This window comes from Roseobacter sp. HKCC-CH-9208, from assembly GCF_037805125.1.
Lineage (GTDB): Bacteria > Pseudomonadota > Alphaproteobacteria > Rhodobacterales > Rhodobacteraceae > M30B80.
Window position 1 is genome coordinate 1256088 of record NZ_JBBLYK010000001.1, and the last position, 24770, is coordinate 1280857.

Below are 24770 nucleotides of genomic sequence, written 5' to 3' on the forward strand. Positions count from 1 at the left end.
CCTTTGAGGCGGCGGCACACATAGCCGCAAATCCGCCTCAAAGCAAATCAAAGAACATGTTTGGCTTAATTGCCTTGGCAGCGTGTTTCAGCATCCTCAACCGCAGCGGTAAAGCCCAAGAGCGAGAATGTATCCTCTGTCTGCGTGCCGCGGCTAGAGCGAGCGGTCAAAACCGCTTCTGCGCCGCGCTTCATCGCGGTCACAATGGATTGGTCATCCTGCGGGGACGCGGCCCATGCCATCTCCCCTTGGGTAAACAGCGAATAAGACGCATCGCCAATTTCCATCTCAACAGTGGAATTTTCAGCAAAAGGATAGCCACCGGTAAAGGATACCTCAAACCGGCGATCTTGATTCGGCCAGAAACTTACAAACAGCAAAATTTCGCCGCGGTTCACCGAAACTGGGTTTCCATCACGGGTATTGACGGTTTCGCGCGGCGCACTCACAACCCAACACACGGCAGGGTCAGATTGGACAAAGACACTCCAATCCGTTTGCGCGTTAACACGGTTATCCGATGTCTCTTGTGCGATGGCTGCCGGCGTGAAAGCCAATGCTGCTGCCACCAAAACTGCTATTCTACGACCAGCCATTGCCGACACGCCTCCTGATCTGCTTGTTACTGCCTCAAGCGCGAGATGTACGTCGCCATCATCCCTTCTATTGCGCCTTTACCATTACTCGGACGCAGAATAACCTGAAATCACGATCCCGCGAAAGCCCTTCGCGCGTGAAACTCCAAAATCTTGATCAAAAGGAAGCGCTCATGCCCCAGCCAGATGATACGGCGGAAATTCTCGTTGAATTGCATCGCGGCCCTTTTGCCGAAAGCCAACATCGCGGTCATGCTGTTGTGGTGGATCATGCAGGGACAATTTTGGGGGCGTGGGGCGATCCGTCCAAAATTATTTTGCCCCGCTCAAGCAGCAAGATGATCCAAGCCTTACCTCTCATTGAAAGCGGTGCGGCGGATCACTTTGGCTTGAGCCAAGCGCAGCTGGCTTTGTCTTGTGCCTCCCATAATGGGGCAAAGGTGCATACTGATATGGTTGCAGCATGGTTGGATCATTTGGGCCTTCAGGAGGCAGATTTGCGCTGTGGCCCACAGATGCCCAATGATCGCGCCGCGCGAGAGAATTTGATCAAATGCGACTGTGCGCCAGATCAGGGGCATAATAATTGCTCGGGCAAGCATTCAGGATTCTTGACGCTGAACAAACATTTGGGCGGCGGCAGCGAATATATTGAAGCTGATCATCCTGTGCAAAAAGCGGTTCTTGAAGCCTTTGAAGATGTGACAGGCGAAATCAGTGCAGGCTATGGGATTGATGGCTGCTCCGCCCCAAATTTTGCCTGCTCCCTTTTGGGGCTTGGTCGGGCGATGGCGCGTTATGCAGGCGCAAACCCTGATGGCGCGGCCCGCGAGGCGGCAATGGCAAAACTGCATCGCGCTATGGCCACCCACCCCATTTTGGTTGCGGGTGAAGGGCGCGCCTGCACGAACCTGATGGAGGCGATGGGGGGCCGCGTTGCGGTGAAAACAGGGGCCGAGGCCGTTTTTGTGGCAATCATTCCCGAAAAGAAAATCGGCATTGCCCTGAAAATTGAAGATGGTGGCACCCGCGCCTCAGAAGCCGTGATCACGCAATTGCTGATCGGGGCGGGTGTGTTGGATGCAGCCAGCCCCGTTGCAAAGCGCTTAACCCATGGCCCAATCACCAATCGCCGTGATGTCGAAACAGGCTTTATTCGCCCTGTCGCAAGCCTGAAAGATTGGCGGTTATCCTGAGCCTTTGCCCAATTTTTAGGTAAAAAGGTCTGCGTTGGTTTGTACAGATTTATACAAAAAACTACTGAAAAACCCGCCTCCCAAGACAGGAGGCGGGACAGAAATTTCCAGATATCTAGTGCAGATTAATGTGTGCTGAAGCGAAGTGGGCGCACCTGTTGGAACAACCCAGTCGCTTTGAGTGCGTTAACCGCAGCAGCGGGAGGTTGTTCGTCCAGATACAGCATCGCAATCGCCTGATGCCCTTTTGAGGCGCGGCCCAAGGTAAAATTAGCGATGTTGACGTTCATCTCACCCATCGTGCGGCCCAATGTGCCGATGATGCCTGGAACGTCCTCATTGGTGGTATAGAGCATATGTTCACCGATCTCGGCATCAATGTTGATACCTTTGATCTGAATGAAACGTGGCTTGCCATCCGAGAACACCGTGCCTGCAATAGAGCGCTCTTTGGAGGCTGATTTCACATTTAGGCGAATATAGCCATCAAACACACCTGATTTATCCTGTGTGACAGTCGACAATTCAATGCCGCGCTCTTTGGCGATAATCGGCGCGGACACCATATTCACATCAGGGTTGGTCGCCTTCATGACACCTGCAATCGCGCCACAATTCAGCGCCTTGAGGTTCATATCTTTGACAACGCCATTATAGGTGATCTCGATTGTCTCAATCGCGTCTTCGGTCAACTGACCAACAAAACTGCCCAGATGCTCGGCCAGCTTCAACCATGGCCCCATGACACGCGCTTCTTCCGCTGTCACAGAGGGCATGTTCAGCGCGTTGATCACGGCACCTGTCAGCAGATAATCCGCCATTTGTTCGGCCACTTGCAGCGCCACATTTTCCTGTGCCTCGGTCGTGGCAGCGCCCAAATGCGGGGTCACGACCACGTTTTCAAGATTGAACAATGGGTTCTCGGTTGCAGGTTCTTCTTTGAAAACGTCAAAGGCGGCGCCTGCCACATGGCCTGATTTAATCAATTCAGCCAAAGCAGCCTCATCCACCAAACCACCGCGGGCGCAGTTGATGATGCGCACACCTTTCTTGGTTTTGGCCAAATTCTCAGCCGATAGGATATTTGCCGTCTTTTCGGTGAAGGGCACATGCAGCGTGATGAAATCAGCGCGCGCCAACAGCTCGTCCAGTTCTACCTTGGTGACACCGATTTGCGTGGCGCGTTCTTCAGAGAGGAACGGGTCATAAGCCACAACCTTCATCTTGAGGCCAAGTGCACGTGAGCAGACGATCGCCCCAATATTGCCCGCGCCAATAACGCCCAAGGTTTTCCCTGTCAGCTCAACCCCCATAAAGCGGGATTTCTCCCATTTGCCAGCATGGGTCGAGGCGTTGGCCTCAGGGATTTGACGGGCAACGGCAAACATCATCGCAACCGCATGCTCTGCGGTGGTGATGGAGTTGCCGAACGGCGTATTCATCACGATGATGCCTTTTTTCGAGGCTTCGGGGATATCCACATTATCTACGCCGATCCCTGCGCGGCCAATGACCTTTAGGTTATCGGCAGCCGCGATGATCTTTTCAGTAACTTTGGTCGCAGAACGAATTGCCAAACCATCATATTGGCCGATGACCTCAAGCAGCTTGTCTTTGTCTTTGCCAATGCTTGGGTCAAAGGTCACATCAATGCCGCGATCTTTGAAAATCTGAACGGCTGCATCCGAGAGTTTATCGGAAATCAATACTTTAGGAGCCATGATAGGGCCTCATATGTTCGAAATGGGAAAGGGTCTGGCCGCAGGGATCACACCCGCATTGCGGCCAGAAAAAGGGGTTTAAGCCGCAGCAGAAAGCGCCGCGATTTCGGTTTCAAACGCCCAATCAAGCCATGGCAGCATGGCTTCGATATCGGCGGTTTCCACCGTGGCACCGCACCAAATACGCAGACCCGCAGGCGCGTCTCGGTAGGCCCCGATATCGAGCGCGATACCTTCTCCTTCGAGACATTTTGCAACCGCCTTGGCGAAGGCTGCGCCATCCGTAATGCGCGAATCCGTGAATTTCAGGCAAACGCTCGTGTTCGAGCGTGTCGCGGGATCTTCGGCCAGATTGTCAATCCAATCGCGAGACGCGCAGAAATCGAAAATCGCCTGCGCGTTCGCGTTGGCCCGTGCCATCAAGGCAGGCAGCCCACCGATGGATTTGGCCCAATCAAGCGCGACCAAATAATCTTCAACGGCGAGCATGGACGGAGTGTTGATCGTTTCCCCCTTAAAGATGCCCTCAATCAATTTGCCGCCTTTTGTCATGCGGAAAATCTTGGGCAACGGCCATGCAGGTGTGTAGCTTTCAAGCCGCTCAACCGCGCGCGGGCTGAGGATCAACATGCCATGGGCCGCTTCACCGCCCATGACCTTCTGCCAAGAGAAGGTGGTGACATCGAGCTTGTCCCACGGCAAATCCTGCGCAAAGGCCGCCGAGGTTGCATCGCAAATAGTCAAGCCCGCGCGACTGGCAGGGATCATGTCGCCATTGGGCATCGTTACACCCGAGGTCGTGCCGTTCCATGTGAACACAACATCCGTGTCATAATCGACCGCGCCCATGTCAACGATCTGGCCATAATCGGCGTTCAGAACAGTCGCATCGAGTTTCAGTTGTTTGACAACATCACTGACCCAACCTGCGCCGAAGCTTTCCCAAGCGACCATTGTGCAGGGGCGCGCACCCAAGAGCGACCACATGGCCATCTCAACCGCGCCTGTGTCAGAAGCGGGCACGATGCCGATGCGATGGTCAGCAGGCACGCCCAGAATTTCACGAGTCTGGTCAATCGCGGCAGAAAGCTTTGCCTTGCCAATCGCAGCACGGTGCGACCGACCCAAAGGGGCGTCAGCCAGTTTATCCAATGTCCAGACGGGGGGTTTGGCGCAGGGGCCAGACGAAAAACGCGGATTAGCCGGCCGCGTTGCCGGAGTGGTCAAAGCCATGATGTGATACCCTCACAGATATATGCCCCTCGTTGGGGAGGGGTGTCCCACCTGCGCTGCTATACCTATGTTGCACGGCTCGCAAGTCGGAAAATACATCAAAAGAGTCGCAGTTGATGACTGGCGCAAACGGCCAAAAGCGGAGATGCGCAGCGCAAAAATAAACAAGTAACCCAATGTCTTTAAATTGTGACAATCATATGTCAGATTTAATTTACAGGTTTTCCTTGCGCCAACGGGGTATTTCGCGCTAAAGATGAGTAGTAGATGCTTATTCACGCCTTGGGTGCAAAGTGGAAGATTTCTCACAAACACGCCAGTTCAGCCTCAAAGATTTTGTGCCTTTCCAAATGGCTGTCATCGCAAGCGCCTTGTTTCAGAACCTGATGCGGGATGCAGATTTACAGGTTCCAGAATGGCGCATCATGATGGCTTTGCCTGAGAATCAACCATGTTCCTCGCATGATCTATGCATTTTGACCGCGATGGATGCCGCACGCGTCAGCCGCGCACAGCGCCGCCTCGAAGATCTCGATATGATCAATGTTTCGACCGATGCAGTGGATCGCCGCCGCTTGGTGGTGCGCCTGTCTGAAAAAGGGAATGAGGAAATCCGCCGCCTTCAAGCCGCCGCTCTGGAAGCCGAAACAGATCTTCTAGACCGCCTCGGCCCAGACGAACGCGCCCAATTGCGCACAGTCGTCTCTGATCTTTACGCGCGCGGCTAATCAGCCAAGATTTGCTGCAACAGCCGCCCGTTTAGCCGCTCCAATTCCTCGATCACATCGAAATGATGCAAGCCCGCTAGATGCATCGCTTCAATTTCAACACCAGCGCCATGCCAAATATTCGCCAAAAGATCATTTTGACGGATGAATTCGGGCCGCTCATCGCCCCCCACGGCGGCAACGAATCGCGCGGTCTTTCGCGGCAGCAACAATGCGGGGCTTTCCCGCATGGCTTCCTCTAGGGTCAAACGCAGGTCTTGGTTGATTTCTGTGTTCAGCAGAGGGCGTAAATCATGCACGCCCGAGATTGACATCACCTGAACCACGCGAGCGGCGACTGTGTCGGGCAAAACGCCTTCGCACATCATGCGGGTGGCCAAATGCCCACCTGCCGAATGGCCAGTGATTCGGATTGGCCCCTCCACCAAACCCGCTGCATGGCAAACAGCGCGCATCATTTCATCGGTGATTTGAGCAATCCGCGCCTCGGGTGCGAGCGTGTATGACGGCAGGGCCACCGCTTGCCCCGCGTCTCGCAGGGCGCGGGCCAAATGGCTAAATTCGCGCGGCGAAAACCGCCGCCAATAGCCGCCGTGAATAAAAATAGTCAGACCTTTGGGGGCGCCATCGGGCATGAACAGATCAAAATACTGGCGCGGGCCTGTCCCATAGTGATGCGTGACGGGCGGATAGGCCGCGCGAAAAATGGCTGCGGCCTCTGTCCAACGTGTGATGAACCCATCTGCATCGGGAATATAGGCCCCGTTTTGATAGGCATCATCGAAATCTGTAATCTTAACCATGGCCGCCTCGTCTGCGTGAATTCGCCTCACTTTTGCACAGGATAAGAAATTGGCAAGAGCAAGCTCTAGTTGCGAGTTATTCGCAATTCCTTGACTTTTTGCGAATGATTATCAATATCATCTTTGTGACGGCAATGATGGCCCGCAAGAGCCTATGTCTTTCGATACTGGAGAAACCTTCATGCGTTTCCTACGCATTTTGACAGTGATGCTGCTGCCCTTTCTGGCCACCCCCGCCCTTGCGCAATCTGCACCCATCAAAGTGGTCGCTACCACAGGGATGATCGCAGATGCCGCCAGTCAGATCGGGGGGGATTTGATCGAACTAAAGACCCTCATGGGTGCGGGCGTTGATCCGCATTCTTTTCGGCAAACCCGTTCGGATATTCTGGCATTAATGAATGCGGATCTGATCCTATGGAATGGGCTTTATCTTGAGGCGCAACTTGAGCCGCTCCTGCTTGATCTTGGGCAATCCCGCACTGTTGTCGCGGTGGCAGAGGCTATCCCACAAGACAGATTGCGCAGTCATCCAGAGTATGAAGATCGATTTGACCCCCATGTCTGGATGGATCCGACCCTATGGCGCACAGTTATTTTAGCAGTGCGCGATGCATTGAGCGCGTCATATCCCGAAGGCGCGGCGATTTTCGAAGCGAATGCCGCACAGCATTTGGCCGAAATTGATCGCCTAACCGCCTATGCCCAAAGCAGCCTCTCAAGCGTTCCCGAAGCAGCACGGGTTCTGGTCACAGCCCATGATGCCTTTGGCTATTTTGGCCGCGCTTTTGATTTAGAGGTTTTGGGCATCCAAGGCATCTCGACCGCATCAGAAGCAGGGCTTTTGCAAATCTCAACCTTGGTCGATAAGCTGGTGGCGCGCCAGATTGGGGCCATTTTTGTTGAAAGCTCTGTATCTGACCGCAATATTCGCGCCCTCCAAGAAGGTGCGGCAGCCCAGGGTCACGCGGTCGCCATCGGAGGCGAGCTTTATTCAGACGCGATGGGGCCAGAAGGCAGCTATGAATGCACCTATATCGGGATGTTGGATCATAACATCACCACCATCACCCGCGCGCTTGGGGGCACAGCCCCTGCTGGCGGAATGAATGGCGCGTTAACCCCTTAGCGGCAAGGAATTGGCCATGTTACGGCTTCATCAGAACGACCAACCCCTCGACCCGCAAAGCCCGCTGGCCATACGCGGCCTCAGCGTCAGCTATGGGGAAAAGCCTGCGCTTTTCTCGGTCGATCTCACGGCGGCGCCCCGCTCGATGACGGCCATCATTGGGCCAAATGGTGCAGGCAAATCGACCTTACTTAAAGCGGCGCTCGGGGTCGTTCCGCGTCTCTCGGGGCAAGTGTCGATTTTCGGACGCGCACTGGCCTCTGAACGCCACCGCATTGCCTATGTGCCACAGCGCGCCAGTGTCGATTGGGATTTTCCTGCGAATGTGCGCGATGTGGTCTTAATGGGCCTTTATGGAAAAATAGGGCTTCTGCGCCGTATCCGCCGTGACGATCAGGCCATAGCCGAGGATGCTTTGGCACGGGTCGGGATGCAGGACTTTGCCCATCGTCAAATCGGCCAATTGTCAGGTGGACAACAGCAGCGGGTCTTTCTGGCCCGCGCCTTGGCCCAGAATGCTGATCTTTACCTTTTGGATGAGCCTTTTGCAGGCGTAGATGCTGCGACCGAAGCGGCCATCATTGCCGTTCTCAAAAAGCTGAAAGATGCGGGCAAAACGGTTGTTGCGGTGCATCATGATCTATCAACAGTCACCGCATATTTTGACCATGTCGCAATGATCAACACACGCCTCATTGCAGAAGGCCCTGTGGCCCAAGCCTTTACCACCGCACATTTGCAAGAGGCCTATGGCGGGCGATTGGCAACAGCGCAAATCGATCGATTGCGGGAAGCGGGTCACTATTAGACATGGGTATTATGGCCTTCACACTGACCTATAATGTCGCTTTGGTGATGTTTGGCGCGGGCGTTTTGGGCCTTGCCGCAGGGGTGACAGGAACATTTATGTTTCTGCGCAAACGCGCCTTGCTATCAGACGCGATCAGCCACGCCACCCTGCCTGGCCTCTGCGGGGGGTTTATGGTGATGGTCGCCTTGGGCGGCACTGGGCGCGCATTAGAGGGCTTATTGCTTGGCTCTGCGATCAGCGCGGCACTTGGCCTATTGGCGGTTAATTTTCTGAAATCCCGAACAAGATTATCCGAGGACGCCGCAATTGGCGCTGTCCTGTCGAGCTTCTTTGGGTTGGGGGTCGTCATGTTGACCCTGATCCAAAACATGAGCGCGGGCCGCCAAGCAGGCTTAGACCAACTCTTACTTGGCTCAACCGCTGCAATGCTGCGTGAAGATGCTGAAATGATTGCAATCGGGGCAGCGTTGGTTTTAATTGTGGGTCTTGTTCTTCATCGGGCGATGACCCTCACAGCATTCGATGAAAACTTTGCCCGCGCGTTGGGATTGAACGTGCCCCTGATTGATGCGGCGGCCATGGCATTGGTTTTAGCCGTAACCGTTGCGGGGTTGAAAATCGTGGGTCTGATCTTGATCGTGGCCTTGCTGATCATCCCCCCTGTCACCGCGCGTCTCTGGAGCAACCGCGCCGCTTATATCTGGCCCATTGCAGGCGCAATTGGCGGGGCATCGGGCGTGATTGGCGCGGGCCTTTCAAGCCTTGCCCCCGATTTGCCCACTGGCGCCATTATCGTTTTGGTGGCAGCCGGATTTTTTCTCGTTTCGCTTTTGGTTGCGCCCGCACGCGGGGTCTTGGCCTCCGCGATGCGGCACCGCAAATTTCAACGCCGCGTGCATCGCAGACAGGGCTTGCTTGCCTTGGCCCAAGGCTATCGCATTCTGGAGCCCTATACCCGCAAGCTTTTACAGCGCGAAGGTTATGTGCGTGCCGATGGGGTGATGACCGAACGCGGCCAGTCTGCAGCCACAGCAGCACAGCGCGATGAGGCGCGTCTGGCCTATTTGCGCAGCAAACCCGATTATGCCGAATTTCTGTCGCGCCATGACGGGTTGAGCGACCTATCCCGCGCCTTCACCCGCGATGAGTTGGCCCATATCGACAAAAGATTGGGGGACGCGTCATGAACGGCGCTGAATTCGTGCCCCTTTCGCTTCCGCCGATTCTCATCGGCATTTTGGCGGCAATCGCCTGCGCCCTGCCTGGAAATTTTCTGGTGCTGCGCAAGCAGGCCTTGATTGGCGATGCCATAAGCCATGTGGTTCTGCCAGGGATCGTGCTGGCCTTTCTGGTGACACAAGCCCTAGACGCTTGGGCGATGCTTTTGGGTGCAGGTGCTGCGGCCCTCTTCGCGGTCGTGATGATTGATGTGATCAAACGTGTCTCGCGCATTGAGGTGGGCGCAATCATGGGCGTGGTATTCACCACCTTATTTGCGCTTGGCGTTTTACTTCTCGAGCAAAGCAGCGCGTCTTCTGTTCATTTGGATGTCGAACACGCACTGATGGGAAACCTTGAAAGCCTGATCTGGCTTGAGGCGCGGGGATGGGCCTCGCTGCTTGATCCTGTGGCGCTTGCGGGCCTGCCACCAGAACTGCCTCGTCTGGCCCTGACTTTGGCACTGATTATTGTGCTTTTGATCCTCTTTTGGCGGCCTTTGACCCTATCAACCTTTGATGAAGGCTACGCCGAAAGCCTTGGCTTACCCGTGCGCGCCATCAGTCTTGGCCTTGTGATGGTCGCTGCTTTGGCCGCCGTCACGGCTTTTGATGCCGTAGGCTCTATCATCGTGATCGCGATGTTCATATGCCCCGCCGCCGCCGCACGTTTGATGACCGATCGTTTACGCAGTCAAATTTGGTGGAGCGTGGGTTTTGCCACGCTCTCGGCAAGTCTGGGATATGTTTTGGCGGGATATGGCCCGCTTTGGATCGGCCTCGAGAACTCCGTCAGCGCCGCGGGTATGATTGCAGCAGTTTCGGGATTGATCTTGGCGCTTACCGCCGTGTTCGGCCCAAAACGGCGCGCAGCAACAGCCTAAGCCTAAGACGGTTTGCCGCCGCTTTCCCGAGGCAGACAGTCGCTTTCACCCTTGAGTTGCAGGGCTCCAAAGGTTACACCGATCTCGCTTCGGTCTCAGTGGTAGTGACAACATTGGGTGAAAAGGGAACGCGGTGCAAATCCGCGACTGCCCCCGCAACTGTAAGCGGCGAGTGCGATCGGCATATGCCACTGCGGCCCCAGATGGGCCACGGGAAGGCCCGATCAAACAATGACCCGCGAGTCAGGAGACCTGCCGAGGTGATCACCCTGTCCAAGCGCGGTGGGCGCAGCGGGCAACGGACAATTCCGTAGTGGTGGCACAAATCGCCGTCTGCGGAAGGGCCAACCCTCCAATGACCATTCACTTTTGCGCAAGGCATGTGCCTTGCCAACCATTCGTAATTGGAGAGCAAAAATGCGCCCCTCTTCCACTCTGAGCCTCGCCGCGCTGTGCGTAGGTCTCGCCGCCACACCCTTGGCCGCACAAAATGTATTCACCCTTGATGAATTGGTCTTTTCCGCAAGCCTCACAGATGTAGCGCGGGATCGGACGGGGGTACGCGTCAACCGGATCTCAAGCACAGAAATGTTTAGACGCGGACGGCTGCAATTCTCTGAGTTTTTAGAATCTTTACCTGGCGTAAACATAACGCAAAATGGCCCCATTGGCACCTCGGCAACTATACGGGTTCGAGGACTGGACTGGAATTATATCCCCGTAAGAATTAACGGAATTGACGTGACGGACCCGTCTTCAGTGCAAAGCCGATTTGATTTTGGAAAGCTAACTTCAGCCGGTATCGCATCTGCAGAAGTCCTTTATGGAGCCCAATCTGCGATCCTCGGCTCTGGCGCAATCGCAGGTGCGGTCAATATTACCACAGTCGAGGCACCAGAAGAGATTGGTAGTGAACTAGGCTACAGCGCCGAAGTGGGCAGTTACAATACGGCCCGCACTGGGCTTACCTACGGTACTCGTTTCGAAAGTGGGTTTTTAGCGATGAGCCTCAGTCATATCAGTACTGAGGGATTCTCTGCAGCTGATGAAAATGTTGGAAACACAGAAGCCGATGGATTTGACTCGATTGACTTTAGCCTGCGAGGTGAGTTTCAAGCTTCAGAAATTTTTACCCTTGGTGCAAGCCTAGTCCTGCAAAATTCTAATTTTGAATTTGATAGTTCGGGCGGCGCTGGAGGAGATGCGCCACGTTATCAAGATTTTCAAATGAACGCAGGGCGTATATTTGCAACGGCCGCTCTAGACAGGTCCGTGCACGAATTTGGGATTGAGGGATCAAGAACTTCAAGAACTGATCCACTGTCAGGAAGTCGAATAATCTTTGAGGGCGAACGAGATAAAGCTACATATCTTGGTTCATACGATTTGAGTGCGGGAAATGTTTTAAGCATTGGAGCTGAGACAATGTCTGAACGATACTACTCAGCTACGGCTTCATCCCCGACCTACGCGGATTATCAAACACACTCAATATTTGGGGAATTACTATTTTCTCCAGTTTCAGCGATCGATATGTCTATCTCTGCTCGACTTACAGACAACACAGATTTCGGCTCCAAGACGACTGGCCGTGTTGCCGTTGCCTGGCGAGCAGGTTCCAACACACTTGTTCGCACATCCATATCTACGGGTTTTCGGGCTCCATCTCTAAATGAAATGTACGGACCATTTGACAGTACACCCAACCCCGACCTGCAGCCAGAAACAAGCCAGTCCCTTGAATTTGGAGTTGAACATCAATTGGGGCGCCTGACAGCCGATTTCGCAGTTTTTCAAACAAAGATCACCGACTTAATTTCTTGGAGCAGCGGCTATTCGCAAGTACCCGGCACAAGCCGTTCTGATGGCTACGAACTTGGGTTGTCCTATTCTTTTGTAAATGATGCTCAGATCGGGGCGAATTTCACTTCGACCGATGCACGGGCTGCTAATGGCAGCAGACTTAATCGGGTGCCGCGCCGAGATCTAAGCTTGTCTGCATCTACTCCGATCAACCATAATATGAATGCAGCAATTTCTCTACAATCTGTATCCGATCGACTTGAATCAGGAATACGGTTTGAAGATTATACTGTTGTAAACGCAAACATCAGCCACAGCTTGGCCAACGGTGCGGAACTTTTCTTGCGTATCGACAACGTTTTTGACGAAGAATACCAAACCACTCGCGGTTACGGCACATCGGACCGCGCACTCTATATCGGGGTTCGTGGCACGTTTTAGGCTGATATCGCTTTGCATGGCGGCGCTGATGGTTACCAGTGCCGCCGATGCCCAAACCGCACCTTTGCGTGTGGTGTCTATGAACCTTTGCACCGATCAGCTGGCCATGATGCTTGCTGATGAGGGGCAGTTGATCTCGGTGTCCGATATCGCGACCGATCCCAATATGTCACCTATGGCAGAGGCGGCGCGGGCCTATCCAATCAACCACGGGCAGGCAGAGGAAATCTTCCTCATGCGCCCTGATCTGGTCGTGGCGGGGCGATATTCCGATCCTGTGGTCTTGGATATGCTGCGCCGCCTTGGCATTGCCACAGCGCAGATTGATATTGTATCCAATCTTTATCAGGTCAGCGACCGCATTCGCGAGATAGGGGAAATTCTTCACCAAACCGCCCGCGCGGGCGAGTTGGCAGGTGCATTCGAGGCAGATTTGGCACGATTACGCGCGGCCCCGACTGGCCCGCGTGCAGCGTTTTACTACCCCAACAGCTATAGCCTTGGCACAGGCACGCTCAGCCATGAAATCATCACGATTGCAGGGTTTCGTCACATTGCCGAAGAAATGGGGCGCAGCCGATCAGGGCGGCTTGATCTGGAATTGTTAACATTGGCGCAGCCCGATCTGCTCATCCATGCCGAGCTTTATTCAGGCAACTCCCGTTCCGAAGAGGTCATGTCACATCCCGCCCTCGCCCATCTTGGCGCGATGCGCACGCAATCCAATGCGGATTGGGTCTGTGGCACCCCTGTCGTCCTGCGCGCGATCCAAGATTTGCGCGGCCTTCGCGCGAGGATGGATGGATGAGCGGGGTGTCGCAAAAACTGCTTTTCACGGGTCTTGGCCTGATTGTGGGGCTTTTGACCTTGGCTTCGCTCTTGATCGGCCCCGCCGGGTTTTCTATGGCCGACAGCCTTTCCGCGCTCTTTGGCGGCACAGGCGATGCTGTCAGCCTTGTCATGCAAGAAATCCGCCTGCCGCGCGCCTTACTTGCGATCATGGTTGGGATAAGTTTGGGGCTCTCAGGGGCAGCCTTGCAGGGCTATCTGCGCAATCCCTTGGCCGAACCTGGATTGATCGGTGTATCCTCCTCGGCCGCGTTGGGGGCAGTGGTCACCTTACAAACGGGTCTGGCCACACAGATGATGTTTGCTTTGCCGTTTTTTGGCCTGTTCGGGGCGGGCGTTGCCGTGGTGCTGCTGCTGCTTTTGGCAGGGCCACGGGGTGGGTCACTTACCCTTATCCTTGCGGGGATCGCAATCAGCGCTTTGGCGGCGGCCCTCACATCACTTGTTTTGAACCTGTCACCCAACCCCTTTGCAACTTCTGAAATCGTCTTTTGGATGTTGGGATCACTGGCAGACCGCAGCTTTTCTCATATCACCATTGCCCTGCCCTTTATGGCATTGGGATGGATATTGATCTTGTCAACGTCACGCGGGCTAGACGCGCTGATCTTAGGCGAAGATGCGGCCGCATCCTTAGGGATCAACCTGACCCGCTTGCGGTGGGTTTTGGTTTTGGGGGTCGCAGCCTGCACAGGGGCGGCGACATCCGTGGTTGGGGCGATTGGGTTTGTCGGGCTTGTTGTCCCGCATATCCTTAGGCCATTTGTGGGCGCACGCCCCTCACGGCTTCTGCCCGCATCGGCGCTTGGGGGCGCGGCACTTGTCTTGGCAGCAGATATCGCCGCGCGCATCATCTTGCCTGATCGTGACCTAAAATTGGGTGTGGTCATGGCCATCATCGGCGCGCCCGTTTTCCTGCATTTGATCTATCGCACAAGGCGGGCCGAGCTATGACCACATCATGTCTCAGCTTGCAGGGTTTTACGGTCTATCGCGGGGAATGCCCTGTTGTGGATCAGGTCAGCACTGAATTGCAGGCAGGCGATTTAGTTGGCCTGATTGGCCCCAATGGCGCAGGAAAGACTACCTTGATGCGTGGCGCGCTTGGACTTTTGCCGCATCAAGGCCACTCATCGCTGAGCGCATTGCCAGCCAATGCGCGTGCCCGTGCTGTCGCATGGCTGCCGCAAACCCGCGAAATTGTATGGCCTGTATCAGTGGAAACCTTGGTCATGCTGGGCCGCGTTCCACATTTAGGCGCGGGGCAATCCCCACGCGGCGAAGATCACGCCGCCGTCTCTGACGCCTTGGCCGCGATGGATTTGACGGGGTTTGCCACCCGCCCTGCCACGGCCCTGTCAGGCGGCGAGCAGGCGCGCGTGCTGATGGCGCGGGCACTTGCACAAAACTGCCCGCTGATCATGGCCGATGAACCCGTTGCAGGGCTTGATCCGCGTCACCAGATTGCCACGCTGGCGCATCTGCAAAGCCTGACGCAAAGCGGCAAGGCCGCGCTGGTCTCGCTGCATGATCTGGGCCTTGCGGCGCGGTTTTGTGATCGATTGATCCTGATGGATCGCGGCCAAAAAATTGCAGAAGGCCCGCCCGAGGAAGTGTTGACCGAAGATCATCTTCGCCGCGTTTTCGGCATCACTGCGCATATCACCCAATCAGAACAGGGACTGATCTTTCAAGCCTTGGAGGTTGTCGAATGACCGCGACCCTGACCCATCCATGGCTGATTTGGGATCTCGGCAAACCGCATGCCTGTCTCAGTTTTGCCCCCTATCGAGGCGGTTTTGTCTCTGCCCAACAGATTGCGTGGCGCGAGGTGCGCAATGCCGATTTGCCGCCCGATTTTGATGTGATCTCGTGGTTGGAGGGCCAAGTTGATGAGAGGCTTGCCCACGCGGATCAGACAATCGCGATGCTGACATCGCGCGATATCCGCTTTCACCATTTTGACACGGCAGTGGTTAGTCAGACAAAAGCAGAGGCATTGGTGACCCTTGGCCTGTCAAATGCTGAACGCATCGGCCACCGCCGCCTTGCTCGCCCTGAAGAGTATGGCACGATCAACATTGCTGCCCGTCTCAATCAGTGCCTAAGTGAAACCGCGATGATTGAAGCACTGACCATTATGGCCGAGGCGCGCACAGCCGCCGTCATGGAGGCGCGCTATGAGGTCATGGTCAGCGGCGCGCCCGTCATTGCCACAGGAACAGGCACGGATTGCCTGACCTTGGCCTGCGTCCAAGGCGAAGATCAGCACCACGCCTATGCAGGACTGCACACAGAAATCGGTCACGCATTGGGACGCGTGGTTTATGATGCCGTGCGGACAGCCTGCGACACCTATCTCAGCGAAGAGGCAACGGCATGATCGAATTACTTCTCAAAGGCGGCCCAATCCTTATGTTGATTGCAGCGCTTTCTGTGATCAGCCTCGCGGTGATCCTGTGGAAGATCAGTCAGCTTTTGCGCCTTGGCGCGCTTCGCTCAGGCCAGACCACCGATGCGGCAATCTCGCAGTGGTGCGCAGGTGAGGATGTCAGCGCCGTGCTTGCGGCGCGCAGCGGGATGCGCGCAGAATTTGCCCGTGATGCGATCCGCCTGCGCGAAAGCCCCGACTGGGATGAAAGCAGCCGCAAGGAAGAAATTGCCCGCATCGCCCGCGCGCGGCTTCAAGAGATCAGCGCAGGGTTGCGTGCCTTGGAATTGGTTGTGACGATTGCGCCACTTTTGGGCCTGTTGGGCACGGTTTTGGGCATGATTGACGCGTTCCAAGCCCTTCAGCTTGAGGGCGGGAATGCCGACCCTGCCACGCTTGCAGGGGGGATTTGGGCCGCCCTTTTAACCACCGCCGCAGGCATGACCGTGGCAATCCCAGTTGCGATGTGCCTGACATGGTTCGACACCATCCATGACAAAATGCGCCACAGCTTTGAAGATATCGCCACGCGTATTTTTGCAATCAAAGGCCCCGCGGCATGAGGTTAGACTTTCACCAACCCCGCATCGGCAGACGCAAGTCTAGCCTTGCGCCGATGATTGATGTGGTGTTCCTGTTGTTGATTTTTTTCATGCTCGCCGCACAAATGGGCCGCGACAGCACCGTATCTATGCGTCCCGCCGCACCCGCCGCAAACGCCACCATGATTTATGAAGGCCCGCCGCGTTTGGTTACACTCGGGGCCGATCATCTAATGCTAAATGGGCAGGTTATAGATGTCGTTGATCTCATCCCCGCATTGCACAACCTGATCCAAGAAGATGCATCCGAAGCCGCACAAAAAATCATTCTGCGTCCTGAGGTGGGTGCAACGGTTCAACAGTTGTTATCCTTGATGGCCGCGTTGCGGGCGGGCGGTTTAGACAATCTTGCGGTGATTGAATGAGACTTGACCCCGCACAAGGCCGCAGCAGACGACACTTGGCCGATCTTGATATGGTGCCGATGATCAATGTCGTCTTTTTGCTTTTGATTTTCTTTCTCACCAGCGCAACCTTACGCGCCAAGGCGCCTGTGGAACTGACCCTGCCCGTGTCACCCTTAGCCGAAGCATCAGATCCCGCGCGCGAGGCGGTGCTGTATATCGCGGCGGATGGTTTGTGGCACTATGGTGCCGAACAGGGCCGCGCGGCTGTGTTGGCGGAACTTCGGTTGGCTCTGTTACAGGGTGCAGAGACTGAATTTACCCTGAAACTTGCGCTGGATGCCACCTTACCCGCCCAAGATCTGGCGCGCGCTTTGGCAGATTTTGCCGCGATTGGTGTGGGGCGTGTCGACCTCATCACCCGCGCAGGGGGCGCCCTATGATCCGACTTGGCGCGCAAATATTTGGGTTTCTTACCCTATCGCTTGGGCTGCATCTGGGTGCTGCTACTTGGATTGGCGCAGGGGCGCCGCAAAACATGGTCGGGGATGAAGCGGCAGGCGATCACGGGCATGCGCAACTGTCGCTTTCGGCGGCCCCGCAAGATTTGGCGGCCCTTGTTGATCAATGGTCACGGCCGCCCGAATTCAGCCAAGTCATACCGGACGTCCCACCGATGGCTGCCCCACTTGCGCCCATGCACTCAGAAATTGCACCGCTTGCACCGCCAAACCTGACCGAAAGCCGTCCTGAGTTGGCACCGCAACTGCAAGAGGCGGCACCCGCGCTAGAACCTGAGGTTCCAAACGCGCCAACGCCCACCGCCCCCGCACCGCGCCCTTCAACACGCGCAAGCGGTGGGGCCGAGGCCGCGCCAACCACCACAACCGCCGTCACAAACAGCGAAGATCAGGATGTGATCATGCGCTTGATGTCCCATTGGGGCAGCGGAATTTTACATCAATTAGAACGCAGCCCCAGCCGCCCACGCGGGCGCGGCGCAGCAACCTTGCGGCTTGTGATTGATGCCGATGGTCGCCTTCATGATGTTCGAATTCTGGCGGGCACGGGCCAAGCTGATTTGGACACAGCCCTCTTGGCTTTTGTGGCAGAGGCAAGCCCATATCCACCCGCACCAGATGGGATTAGCGCCGCACGATATAATTTCGATCTGCCCTTGCGCCTGCGCTAGCCCGCCGCGCTGTGCAACGGGGCAAAACGGCCTATGTTTTGTCACGACAGCTCACGGGTGAATTATGCTATTAGAACTGCGCAATGTCTCAAAATCCTTTGAGAGCGGTGAAGGTCGGATCACTGTCTTAAACGACCTGTCCTTACAACTGAGCGCAGGCCAGAGCCTTGCATTGACGGGGGAAAGCGGGGCGGGAAAGTCTACCCTGCTTCACTTGGTGGCAGGTCTAGAACGGCCCGATCACGGCGAAATTCTGATCAAGGGCCAAGATATTACGAAATTGGATGATGGGGGCTTGGCCGCCATTCGGCGTCTGTCGATTGGTCTGGTCTTTCAACAGTTCAATCTGATCCCCGCTTTGACCATTGGTGACAACCTTTCCTTTCAAGCGCGGCTCGCGGGTCGATATGATCGCGATTGGATCGCGCATCTGTCACAAAACCTAGGCTTAGAGACGCTTTTGACGCGCTATCCAGAGGAAATTTCAGGCGGGCAACAACAGCGCGTTGCCGTTGGCCGTGCCTTGGCACTGCGCCCTGACCTTATCCTTGCGGATGAGCCAACGGGAAACCTTGACGAAGAAAATGGCCAAGCAGTGCTATCACTTTTTTTACGACTGATCGCAGAAAGCGGGGCGGGTCTTTTGATGGTCACCCATTCAGCACGGATTGCCGCCGCCTGCGAGACGCGCCGACATCTCTCACGCGGGCAGTTGCAGGCATTCGATCCATGAACCGCGCCTTGATCCTGACCACCCTATCGGCGCTTTTGGGCCATTGGCGCAGACATCCTTTGCAGGTTTTTGCGCTGATTGCGGGGCTTGCACTGGCAACGGCACTGTGGTCGGGGGTTCAGGCCCTCAACGCTGAAGCGCGCGCAAGCTATGCCCGCGCCGCGAATTTATTGGGACAAGATCAATTTGACCGCATCTTGCGCCAAGATGGCCGCGCTATGGATCAAGCGATCTTTTCCGAATTGCGCCGCGCAGGCTATCTTGTTTCACCGCTTCTTGAGGCACGGCTTGGCTCTGGCCCGAATGCCTTACGTGTGCTTGGGATTGACCCTCTAACCTTGCCAGTCGCAGCACTTCCCGAACGCCTGCAATCTGGCAGCATCCCCGTGACGGATATTCTTCTGGGCGGTCAGGTGTTGATGACATCAGACACGGCATCCCGCGGCCTGCCCCCTGATTTGACCGAACACGGGCGCACAATCTTGGGCAATGCCAGCTATGATGACACGCTGGCAACGGGCTTGGTCATCGGCGACATCGCAACAATCGCACAGCTTGTGGGTGAGATGGGGCCAACCGCGTTGATTGTCTCAGCACCCCAGCCTTTTGGCCTTGTGCCGATTGACACTTGGCTTGCCTTACGCGGTGACTTGATCCTTCAGCAGGCCGAAACCAGCAATGATCTGGCACGGCTGACAGATAGCTTTCATCTCAACCTAACGGCCTTTGGCTTTCTTGCCTTTGCTGTGGGTTTGTTCATCACCCACGCCACCATTGGTCTGGCCTTTGAGCAACGCCGCACAAGCCTGCGGGCCTTGCGCGCGCTTGGCGTGCCATTGGGTGGGTTGATTGTGCTTTTGGCTGCGGAACTTGGGGTTTTCGCACTTGGGTCAGGCATCCTTGGTCTTGGTTTAGGGTATGGTTTGGCCGCAACTCTTTTGCCAGAGGTTTCCGCAAGCCTTCGGGGGCTATACGGCGCCGATATCGGCGCAGTGCTGCAATTTGATCCGATGTGGGCCGTTGCTGCCCTAGCCATGTCCGTGATCGGGGCCGCGATTGCGGGGGCATCTGCGCTTTGGCGGGTGGCGCGCTTGCCGATCTTGCGATCAGCGACACCGAATTCATGGGCACAAACCAGTGCCGCCTTACGCCTTATCCAAGCCCTTTTAGGCCTAGGCCTTTTAGCCCTATCTGGCCTTGTTGTGATCTTTGGCAGCGGCCTGATGATGGGTTTTATCGGTTTGGCTGCGCTCTTATTGGGAGCCGCATTGGTTTTGCCCTTTGGCCTATCGGTGCTTTTGGCGGGCATCGCAACACGGGTCAGGGCCCCGTTTTTGCACTGGGCCTTAGCTGATATGCGTCTGTCTTTGCCTGCCTTATCCCTATCTTTGATGGCGCTTTTATTGGCGCTTTCAACGAATATTGGCGTATCCACCATGGTTGGCTCGTTTCGAGCAACCTTTACAGGCTGGTTGGATCAACGGCTTGCGTCCGAGATGTATTTGACCACCGCCTCACCCGAACAAGCGGCGCGTGTCACCGACTATGTTACACCTCGTGTTGACGCGATTTTGCCCTTCGCCCTAGTAGCTACGCGATTTGGAGGATTGCCCGCCGAATTGCATGGGCTGGTGGATCACGCCACATATCGGGATCACTGGCCATTTCTCGAGGCCCTGCCTGACGCGTGGTCACAGATGGCCGAAGGCCAAGCTGTTGTGATCAACGAACAACTCGCCCGCAGAGAAAGGTTGGAACTGGGTCAAGATTTTGATGTAACCCCAAGCCTCACCCTGCCAATCCTTGGGATTTATTCAGATTATGGAAACCCCGAGGGGCAGGCGATCATTGGACTTGATCTGTTTAAGACGCTCTTCCCCGAATCCCCGCCTTTGCGCTTTGCGCTGCGCACTGATCCTGCAACGGTCACAGATTTAGCGGCTGACATCACAGAGGCTACAGGCCTCTCCGCGCAATCCATGATCAATCAAGCGGCTGTGAAAGACATCTCGCTGCGGGTGTTCGAACAAACCTTTCAAGTGACCTATGCGCTGAATGCGCTGACCCTTGGGGTGGCAGGGTTCGCCATGTTCACAAGCCTCTTGACCCTGTCTGAAATGCGTCTTGCGCAAATAGCCCCGATTTGGGCTGCAGGACAGCGGCGGCGGAACCTTGCCTGGGCCGAATTTTTGCGGATCATCGCCTTTGCGAGCTTCTGCGCCATTTTTGCGCTGCCTCTGGGTCTTGCTTTGGCACATTACCTTTTGGCCATCATCAATGTTGAGGCCTTTGGATGGCGCCTGCCACTGCAAATCTTTCCTGCGGATCTGATCAAACTATGCGCTTTGGCGGCAGCGGCTGCCGCGATTGCCGCCCTATGGCCCGCATGGCAATTGGCGCGTCTCTCACCCCATCGGTTGCTTGGACTATTCGCCCATGAACGCTAGGTCGCTACTTGCATTGGCTTTTATATGGATTGCCCCTGTCGCCCATGCTCAGGGTTTCGCGGGGCTTGGCCTCAGCGCCGAAGGATATGCGGTGGTCGATCCGAACCGACCGATCACGTTTCCACAGGATCACACGGCTCACCCCGATTATCGTATTGAGTGGTGGTATCTGACCGCTAATCTAACCGATGCCGCAGGAAACCCGCTTGGGGCGCAATGGACTGTGTTTCGCAATGCAACTCGCCCCGCTGATGGCCAAAGCAATGTGTGGGAAGACGGGCAAATCTGGCTCGGCCATACCGCTGTCACCCTGCCAGATCAGCATTACCACAGCGAACGCTATGCCCGTGGTGGCACAGGCCAAGCGGGGGCCCTACTGACCGATGATCTGCTTGAGGTCTGGATAGATGATTGGGGGCTACAGTCTTTAAACTCCGCATCAGAGACAGATGCACTTGACCAGATCATTGTCAGCGCGCGCGGCGACACATTTGCATATGACCTCACCCTCACGGCTCATGGCCCGCTCGTGCGCCACGGGGTGAATGGGTTTTCAGTGAAATCGAATGAAGGTCAGGCAAGCTATTACTACTCCCAACCATTTTACGAGGTCAGCGGAACCATCACCTTGCCCGATGGGGCACGGCAAGTGTCAGGACAAGCATGGCTTGATCGCGAATGGTCATCGCAACCATTGGCAGCGGATCAAGCGGGATGGGATTGGGTATCGCTTCATTTTGAAACGGGTGAAAAGCTGATGGGGTTCTCATTGCGCAGCCGCGATGAGACCCGATTTACCTCGGCCACATGGATCTCGGCAAATGGCCAACCCACCGCTTATGGTGATGGCGCACTCCGCATGGCGCCTATTGTGACACATGAGGTGGCAGGGCGGGTTTTACCTGTCGGGTGGCACATCACCCTGCCAGAACAGGGTCTAGATATCCGCACCAACGCGTTTAATCCCAATGCATGGATGGGCGGCACAATCCCCTACTGGGAAGGGCCGATTTTTAGCACAGGCAGCCATTTAGGGCACGGATATTTGGAGATGACGGGATATTAACCCGCCTGAAACAGCGGAAAGCTGGCTGCAAGCGCCCAAGCCAAAGACAGCCCAAGCGCCAAACCCATGCCAAGAACTGCCGCCCGTCCCCGCCCCAATCGGCCATAGACAAAGCCAAAACTGGCATAAAACAATAGGATCACAGGCAAGATTAGGATCAAAAACAACATCCGATCAAAATCCAATGCGACCGCGAGGCCAAGCGATGCCGAAAAGGCAAAACGCACCAAAATGCGTTTCCATATTGGCGCGCGGGCGGCGGAAATCAGCGCCGCATCCGCAATCATCGCGGGCAATGCGCCGATTAGAATCATCACAAATGGCAGCAGGCGTGCGCCCCCTGCCCAAAAACTGCCGACATAGCGATTAAGGTAAAGACCCATAAAGCCAAGTGCGACAGCGCCAAACCCGATCCCAATCCACAGGCTGCGCAAAACACGGCGCGGCGCTGGAAAAATCACCGAACCATGGCCTGTGATCAGCAAAATAGCAATCGCAAGCCCCCCATAAAGGGCAAGGTGCAGCGCAAGGTAATCGGCGAGAATTACAGGCAAAAACGGCAGAGATGCCCCCCGTAAAACCACGGGCGTTATGAGGGCGGGCAGAAGCGCCGCCAACCAAAAGGCGCACGGCGCAATTGGCAAAACCCGCCTTGGTTTGCCGCTAAATCCCAATGTCGCAAGCCCACCGAGGGCCATCACAATCCCCGCAAACCCGCCCAAAATTATTGCGCCATAGGGCGCGATAGAGGGCGGGCTTGCGCGGGTGATGCCAAATTCTGCATCATACCACGCAATCACCTCGGCAATGGCCGCGCGGGAATAGAGAATGCCGACATGCTCGGTCATCGGCGCAACAAGGGCCGCGCGGGCGAAACCTGTCACATCACGAATGCGATCACCTTCGCTTGCGCCGATTTGTTGCATCACTGATTGCGCAGCCGCGCGCAATCCTGCCTCCCATTGGCCATTGATCATCAGGAGCGAGCGCGGCTCGTCAGGCGTAATCGCCAAGGAAAAGACCGATAATGCAGCGGTGGTCGCAACACGCGGATCCTCTATCGCTTGGCGGATGATGATATCACTGGCCATGGAATGGCCCAAATAGGCCAGCCCGTTTGCCTGCCCGACCGCGTCAATGGCGCGATCCGTGACGCGGGCCAGTTCCTCCATCAAATAGCGGGTTGTGCCATCTATCGCGGTGACATCGCCGCGCATCGGTTGGCGATTGCGACCATGCCCCTCAAAATCGAAGCTAAAGGTTACATAACCCGCTTTGGCCAAAGATATTTGATAAGCCTGCATCAGTTGGCGTGACCCCGCAAAACCATGCGCAATTATAATGACTGGCCCCGTGGATGCAGGGCGCTGCATCCATGTCACTGGAGTGTCACCCCAAAGCATCTGCTGCTGCACGATATCTGCGCGATCCCGCTCGAGGACGATCACGGCGCTCAATGTGAGAAGCGCGCCCAGTATCAGGCCAATCACAGCGCGGATCATGCTAAGTCTGCCCCTTACCAAGCCAATCTTTGGCCCAAGCTAACGCAAAATTGCCGCTTGCGCACCCAAAGTGATTGTTGACTGGCCAAGACCAAGGACATTTCCTATAGGATCAATGGACTTTTGCCATATCCCCAAAGAGACAAAGCCATGTTTGTTGTCACGTTAATCACCAATCCCGCAATCCATTTGGAACCAGAATTAGTGGCAAGCCTCCGCAATGCATTGGGCGGCGGTGATGCGATGTGGCTGAACCCAAACACGGCAGCAGAATTCACCATTCCGCAAGCGCCAACCAATTTCGAAGACATCTGGGCCAGCCTTCAGGCCGAAGGTGTGGATATGGTTTTGCAACCCCAAGAGGGGCGGCGCAAGAAAATGCTGCTGGCGGATATGGATTCGACCATGATCTGCCAAGAATGCATTGATGAATTAGCCGCCGAGGCAGGTGTTGGCCCGCGCGTGGCCCAGATTACCGCCCGCGCGATGAATGGCGAATTGGATTTCGAAGGCGCGCTTCGCGAACGTGTGAGCATGCTCAAGGGCCTCGATGTCGCGGTGATCAGCCATGTTTTGGAAAAGCGCATTCACCTTATGCCGGGCGGCCCCGTTCTTTTGGCTACTATGAAGGCAAATGGGGCCTATGCCGCGCTTGTATCTGGAGGGTTTACGGCCTTCACTGCGGCCATTGCAGATAGGCTCGGGTTTGACGAACACCGCGCAAACACGCTTTGCGCAGAAGGCGGTCAGCTAACAGGCAAGGTGACTGACCCAATCTTAGGCCGCGAGGCCAAAGTGAAGGCCTTGAATGACATCACTCTACGGCTTGGAATTAGCCCTGCCGATGTCTTGGCGGTCGGCGATGGCGCAAATGATTTGGGGATGCTGCAACTTGCAGGGGCGGGGGTCGCATTACACGCAAAACCTACAGTGCAAGCGCAAGCCAAGCATCGGATCAATCACGGCGATCTAACGGCGCTTCTTTACATGCAAGGCTACGCCGCAACAGATTTTATCAAAGCCTAAAGTAAAACCACGCGCA

General features: G+C 55.8%; 24 protein-coding genes and 1 riboswitch. Of the genes, 19 read left to right on the forward strand and 5 right to left on the reverse strand.

Translation table 11 applies throughout. From position 1 onward, the window contains the following. Positions 1-65: 65 nt before the first annotated feature. Complete coding sequence (locus tag AAC621_RS06300) at positions 66-596, reverse strand: invasion associated locus B family protein (RefSeq protein ID WP_317657000.1); 531 nt, start codon at positions 594-596, stop codon at positions 66-68. Positions 597-769: 173 nt separating this feature from the next. Here AAC621_RS06300 and AAC621_RS06305 point away from each other — a divergent pair, with 173 nt between their 5' ends. Then, entirely contained in the window at positions 770-1792 is a 1023-nt protein-coding gene (locus tag AAC621_RS06305; protein ID WP_340253284.1) for an asparaginase, read from the forward strand. Positions 1793-1917: 125 nt separating this feature from the next. On the opposite strand, the gene serA is transcribed toward AAC621_RS06305, so the two are convergent. Continuing rightward, a complete protein-coding gene (gene serA / locus AAC621_RS06310; protein ID WP_340253287.1) occupies positions 1918-3513 on the reverse strand; it encodes a phosphoglycerate dehydrogenase in 1596 nt (531 codons plus the stop codon). Between the two features lie 78 nt (positions 3514-3591). Beyond that, positions 3592-4746, reverse strand: coding sequence for a phosphoserine transaminase (locus AAC621_RS06315; RefSeq protein WP_340253290.1), 1155 nt, complete (start codon positions 4744-4746; stop codon positions 3592-3594). A 293-nt stretch (positions 4747-5039) separates the two neighbouring features. On the opposite strand from AAC621_RS06315, the gene AAC621_RS06320 reads away from it, so the two are divergent. Continuing rightward, a complete protein-coding gene (locus tag AAC621_RS06320; RefSeq protein ID WP_317657010.1) occupies positions 5040-5474 on the forward strand; it encodes a MarR family winged helix-turn-helix transcriptional regulator in 435 nt (144 codons plus the stop codon). On the opposite strand, the gene AAC621_RS06325 is transcribed toward AAC621_RS06320, so the two are convergent. Then, on the reverse strand, positions 5471-6277 hold the full coding sequence (locus AAC621_RS06325; RefSeq protein WP_340253293.1) for an alpha/beta hydrolase: 807 nt from the start codon (positions 6275-6277) through the stop codon (positions 5471-5473). The two genes, AAC621_RS06320 and AAC621_RS06325, sit on opposite strands and share 4 nt — an antisense overlap. 181 nt (positions 6278-6458) lie before the next feature. Here AAC621_RS06325 and AAC621_RS06330 point away from each other — a divergent pair, with 181 nt between their 5' ends. From AAC621_RS06330 to AAC621_RS06405, 16 genes are all read left to right on the forward strand, one after another. Beyond that, positions 6459-7406: a metal ABC transporter solute-binding protein, Zn/Mn family gene (locus tag AAC621_RS06330; RefSeq protein ID WP_445322493.1), complete on the forward strand. Its 948-nt coding sequence runs from the start codon at positions 6459-6461 to the stop codon at positions 7404-7406. Positions 7407-7422: 16 nt separating this feature from the next. Next, positions 7423-8214 (forward strand): metal ABC transporter ATP-binding protein, encoded by a 792-nt coding sequence (locus tag AAC621_RS06335; protein WP_340253296.1) that lies wholly within the window; start codon positions 7423-7425, stop codon positions 8212-8214. An 11-nt stretch (positions 8215-8225) separates the two neighbouring features. After that, a complete protein-coding gene (locus AAC621_RS06340) occupies positions 8226-9404 on the forward strand; it encodes a metal ABC transporter permease (RefSeq protein WP_445322494.1) in 1179 nt (392 codons plus the stop codon). After that, positions 9401-10318 carry a metal ABC transporter permease gene (locus tag AAC621_RS06345; RefSeq protein WP_340253302.1) on the forward strand — a complete coding sequence of 306 codons (918 nt, stop codon included), beginning with the start codon at positions 9401-9403 and terminating at the stop codon, positions 10316-10318. Before AAC621_RS06340 ends, AAC621_RS06345 begins: the two co-directional genes overlap by 4 nt. A 73-nt stretch (positions 10319-10391) precedes the next feature. After that, a riboswitch (cobalamin riboswitch) is annotated at positions 10392-10592 on the forward strand. A 143-nt stretch (positions 10593-10735) separates the two neighbouring features. Then, on the forward strand, positions 10736-12562 hold the full coding sequence (locus AAC621_RS06350; protein ID WP_340253305.1) for a TonB-dependent receptor plug domain-containing protein: 1827 nt from the start codon (positions 10736-10738) through the stop codon (positions 12560-12562). 28 nt (positions 12563-12590) lie between these two features. Then, positions 12591-13370, forward strand: a complete 780-nt coding sequence (locus AAC621_RS06355) for an ABC transporter substrate-binding protein (RefSeq protein ID WP_340253308.1) — start codon at positions 12591-12593, stop codon at positions 13368-13370. A gap of 5 nt (positions 13371-13375) precedes the next feature. Beyond that, complete coding sequence (locus tag AAC621_RS06360; protein WP_445322514.1) at positions 13376-14365, forward strand: FecCD family ABC transporter permease; 990 nt, start codon at positions 13376-13378, stop codon at positions 14363-14365. Beyond that, positions 14362-15126 (forward strand): ABC transporter ATP-binding protein, encoded by a 765-nt coding sequence (locus tag AAC621_RS06365; protein ID WP_340253314.1) that lies wholly within the window; start codon positions 14362-14364, stop codon positions 15124-15126. Before AAC621_RS06360 ends, AAC621_RS06365 begins: the two co-directional genes overlap by 4 nt. After that, a complete protein-coding gene (locus tag AAC621_RS06370) occupies positions 15123-15794 on the forward strand; it encodes an adenosylcobinamide amidohydrolase (RefSeq protein WP_340253317.1) in 672 nt (223 codons plus the stop codon). The genes AAC621_RS06365 and AAC621_RS06370 overlap by 4 nt, the downstream gene beginning before the upstream one ends. Continuing rightward, positions 15791-16405, forward strand: coding sequence for a MotA/TolQ/ExbB proton channel family protein (locus AAC621_RS06375; RefSeq protein ID WP_340253320.1), 615 nt, complete (start codon positions 15791-15793; stop codon positions 16403-16405). Before AAC621_RS06370 ends, AAC621_RS06375 begins: the two co-directional genes overlap by 4 nt. Then, entirely contained in the window at positions 16402-16809 is a 408-nt protein-coding gene (locus AAC621_RS06380; protein ID WP_340253323.1) for an ExbD/TolR family protein, read from the forward strand. Before AAC621_RS06375 ends, AAC621_RS06380 begins: the two co-directional genes overlap by 4 nt. Further along, entirely contained in the window at positions 16806-17231 is a 426-nt protein-coding gene (locus AAC621_RS06385) for an ExbD/TolR family protein (protein WP_340253326.1), read from the forward strand. Before AAC621_RS06380 ends, AAC621_RS06385 begins: the two co-directional genes overlap by 4 nt. Continuing rightward, a complete protein-coding gene (locus tag AAC621_RS06390; protein ID WP_340253329.1) occupies positions 17228-17980 on the forward strand; it encodes an energy transducer TonB in 753 nt (250 codons plus the stop codon). The genes AAC621_RS06385 and AAC621_RS06390 overlap by 4 nt, the downstream gene beginning before the upstream one ends. Before the next feature lie 64 nt (positions 17981-18044). Next, on the forward strand, positions 18045-18713 hold the full coding sequence (locus tag AAC621_RS06395) for an ABC transporter ATP-binding protein (RefSeq protein ID WP_340253332.1): 669 nt from the start codon (positions 18045-18047) through the stop codon (positions 18711-18713). Then, positions 18710-21160: an FtsX-like permease family protein gene (locus AAC621_RS06400; RefSeq protein WP_340253335.1), complete on the forward strand. Its 2451-nt coding sequence runs from the start codon at positions 18710-18712 to the stop codon at positions 21158-21160. The genes AAC621_RS06395 and AAC621_RS06400 overlap by 4 nt, the downstream gene beginning before the upstream one ends. Before the next feature lie 13 nt (positions 21161-21173). Continuing rightward, positions 21174-22226: a lipocalin-like domain-containing protein gene (locus AAC621_RS06405; RefSeq protein WP_340253338.1), complete on the forward strand. Its 1053-nt coding sequence runs from the start codon at positions 21174-21176 to the stop codon at positions 22224-22226. On the opposite strand, the gene AAC621_RS06410 is transcribed toward AAC621_RS06405, so the two are convergent. Further along, entirely contained in the window at positions 22223-23728 is a 1506-nt protein-coding gene (locus AAC621_RS06410; RefSeq protein WP_340253341.1) for an alpha/beta fold hydrolase, read from the reverse strand. The genes AAC621_RS06405 and AAC621_RS06410 overlap by 4 nt on opposite strands. A gap of 150 nt (positions 23729-23878) precedes the next feature. On the opposite strand from AAC621_RS06410, the gene serB reads away from it, so the two are divergent. Beyond that, the gene (gene serB, locus AAC621_RS06415) at positions 23879-24754 is read left to right on the forward strand and encodes a phosphoserine phosphatase SerB (protein WP_340253344.1); all 876 of its coding nucleotides are present in this window, start codon (positions 23879-23881) and stop codon (positions 24752-24754) included. Positions 24755-24770: the final 16 nt, after the last annotated feature.

Excerpts from the sequence above, each read along its gene's own strand:
- AAC621_RS06365 (WP_340253314.1), top strand. The coding sequence starts at position 14,362 with ATGACCACATCATGTCTCAGCTTGCAGGGTTTTACGGTCTATCGCGGG.
- AAC621_RS06340 (WP_445322494.1), top strand. The coding sequence starts at position 8,226 with ATGGCCTTCACACTGACCTATAATGTCGCTTTGGTGATGTTTGGCGCG.
- AAC621_RS06335 (WP_340253296.1), top strand. The coding sequence starts at position 7,423 with ATGTTACGGCTTCATCAGAACGACCAACCCCTCGACCCGCAAAGCCCG.
- AAC621_RS06400 (WP_340253335.1), top strand. The coding sequence starts at position 18,710 with ATGAACCGCGCCTTGATCCTGACCACCCTATCGGCGCTTTTGGGCCAT.
- AAC621_RS06410 (WP_340253341.1), bottom strand. The coding sequence starts at position 23,728 with ATGATCCGCGCTGTGATTGGCCTGATACTGGGCGCGCTTCTCACATTG.
- AAC621_RS06305 (WP_340253284.1), top strand. The coding sequence starts at position 770 with ATGCCCCAGCCAGATGATACGGCGGAAATTCTCGTTGAATTGCATCGC.
- AAC621_RS06330 (WP_445322493.1), top strand. The coding sequence starts at position 6,459 with ATGCGTTTCCTACGCATTTTGACAGTGATGCTGCTGCCCTTTCTGGCC.
- serA (WP_340253287.1), bottom strand. The coding sequence starts at position 3,513 with ATGGCTCCTAAAGTATTGATTTCCGATAAACTCTCGGATGCAGCCGTT.
- serB (WP_340253344.1), top strand. The coding sequence starts at position 23,879 with ATGTTTGTTGTCACGTTAATCACCAATCCCGCAATCCATTTGGAACCA.
- AAC621_RS06390 (WP_340253329.1), top strand. The coding sequence starts at position 17,228 with ATGATCCGACTTGGCGCGCAAATATTTGGGTTTCTTACCCTATCGCTT.
- AAC621_RS06355 (WP_340253308.1), top strand. The coding sequence starts at position 12,591 with ATGGTTACCAGTGCCGCCGATGCCCAAACCGCACCTTTGCGTGTGGTG.
- AAC621_RS06395 (WP_340253332.1), top strand. The coding sequence starts at position 18,045 with ATGCTATTAGAACTGCGCAATGTCTCAAAATCCTTTGAGAGCGGTGAA.
- AAC621_RS06300 (WP_317657000.1), bottom strand. The coding sequence starts at position 596 with ATGGCTGGTCGTAGAATAGCAGTTTTGGTGGCAGCAGCATTGGCTTTC.
- AAC621_RS06380 (WP_340253323.1), top strand. The coding sequence starts at position 16,402 with ATGAGGTTAGACTTTCACCAACCCCGCATCGGCAGACGCAAGTCTAGC.
- AAC621_RS06350 (WP_340253305.1), top strand. The coding sequence starts at position 10,736 with ATGCGCCCCTCTTCCACTCTGAGCCTCGCCGCGCTGTGCGTAGGTCTC.
- AAC621_RS06315 (WP_340253290.1), bottom strand. The coding sequence starts at position 4,746 with ATGGCTTTGACCACTCCGGCAACGCGGCCGGCTAATCCGCGTTTTTCG.
- AAC621_RS06370 (WP_340253317.1), top strand. The coding sequence starts at position 15,123 with ATGACCGCGACCCTGACCCATCCATGGCTGATTTGGGATCTCGGCAAA.
- AAC621_RS06345 (WP_340253302.1), top strand. The coding sequence starts at position 9,401 with ATGAACGGCGCTGAATTCGTGCCCCTTTCGCTTCCGCCGATTCTCATC.
- AAC621_RS06385 (WP_340253326.1), top strand. The coding sequence starts at position 16,806 with ATGAGACTTGACCCCGCACAAGGCCGCAGCAGACGACACTTGGCCGAT.
- AAC621_RS06375 (WP_340253320.1), top strand. The coding sequence starts at position 15,791 with ATGATCGAATTACTTCTCAAAGGCGGCCCAATCCTTATGTTGATTGCA.
- AAC621_RS06325 (WP_340253293.1), bottom strand. The coding sequence starts at position 6,277 with ATGGTTAAGATTACAGATTTCGATGATGCCTATCAAAACGGGGCCTAT.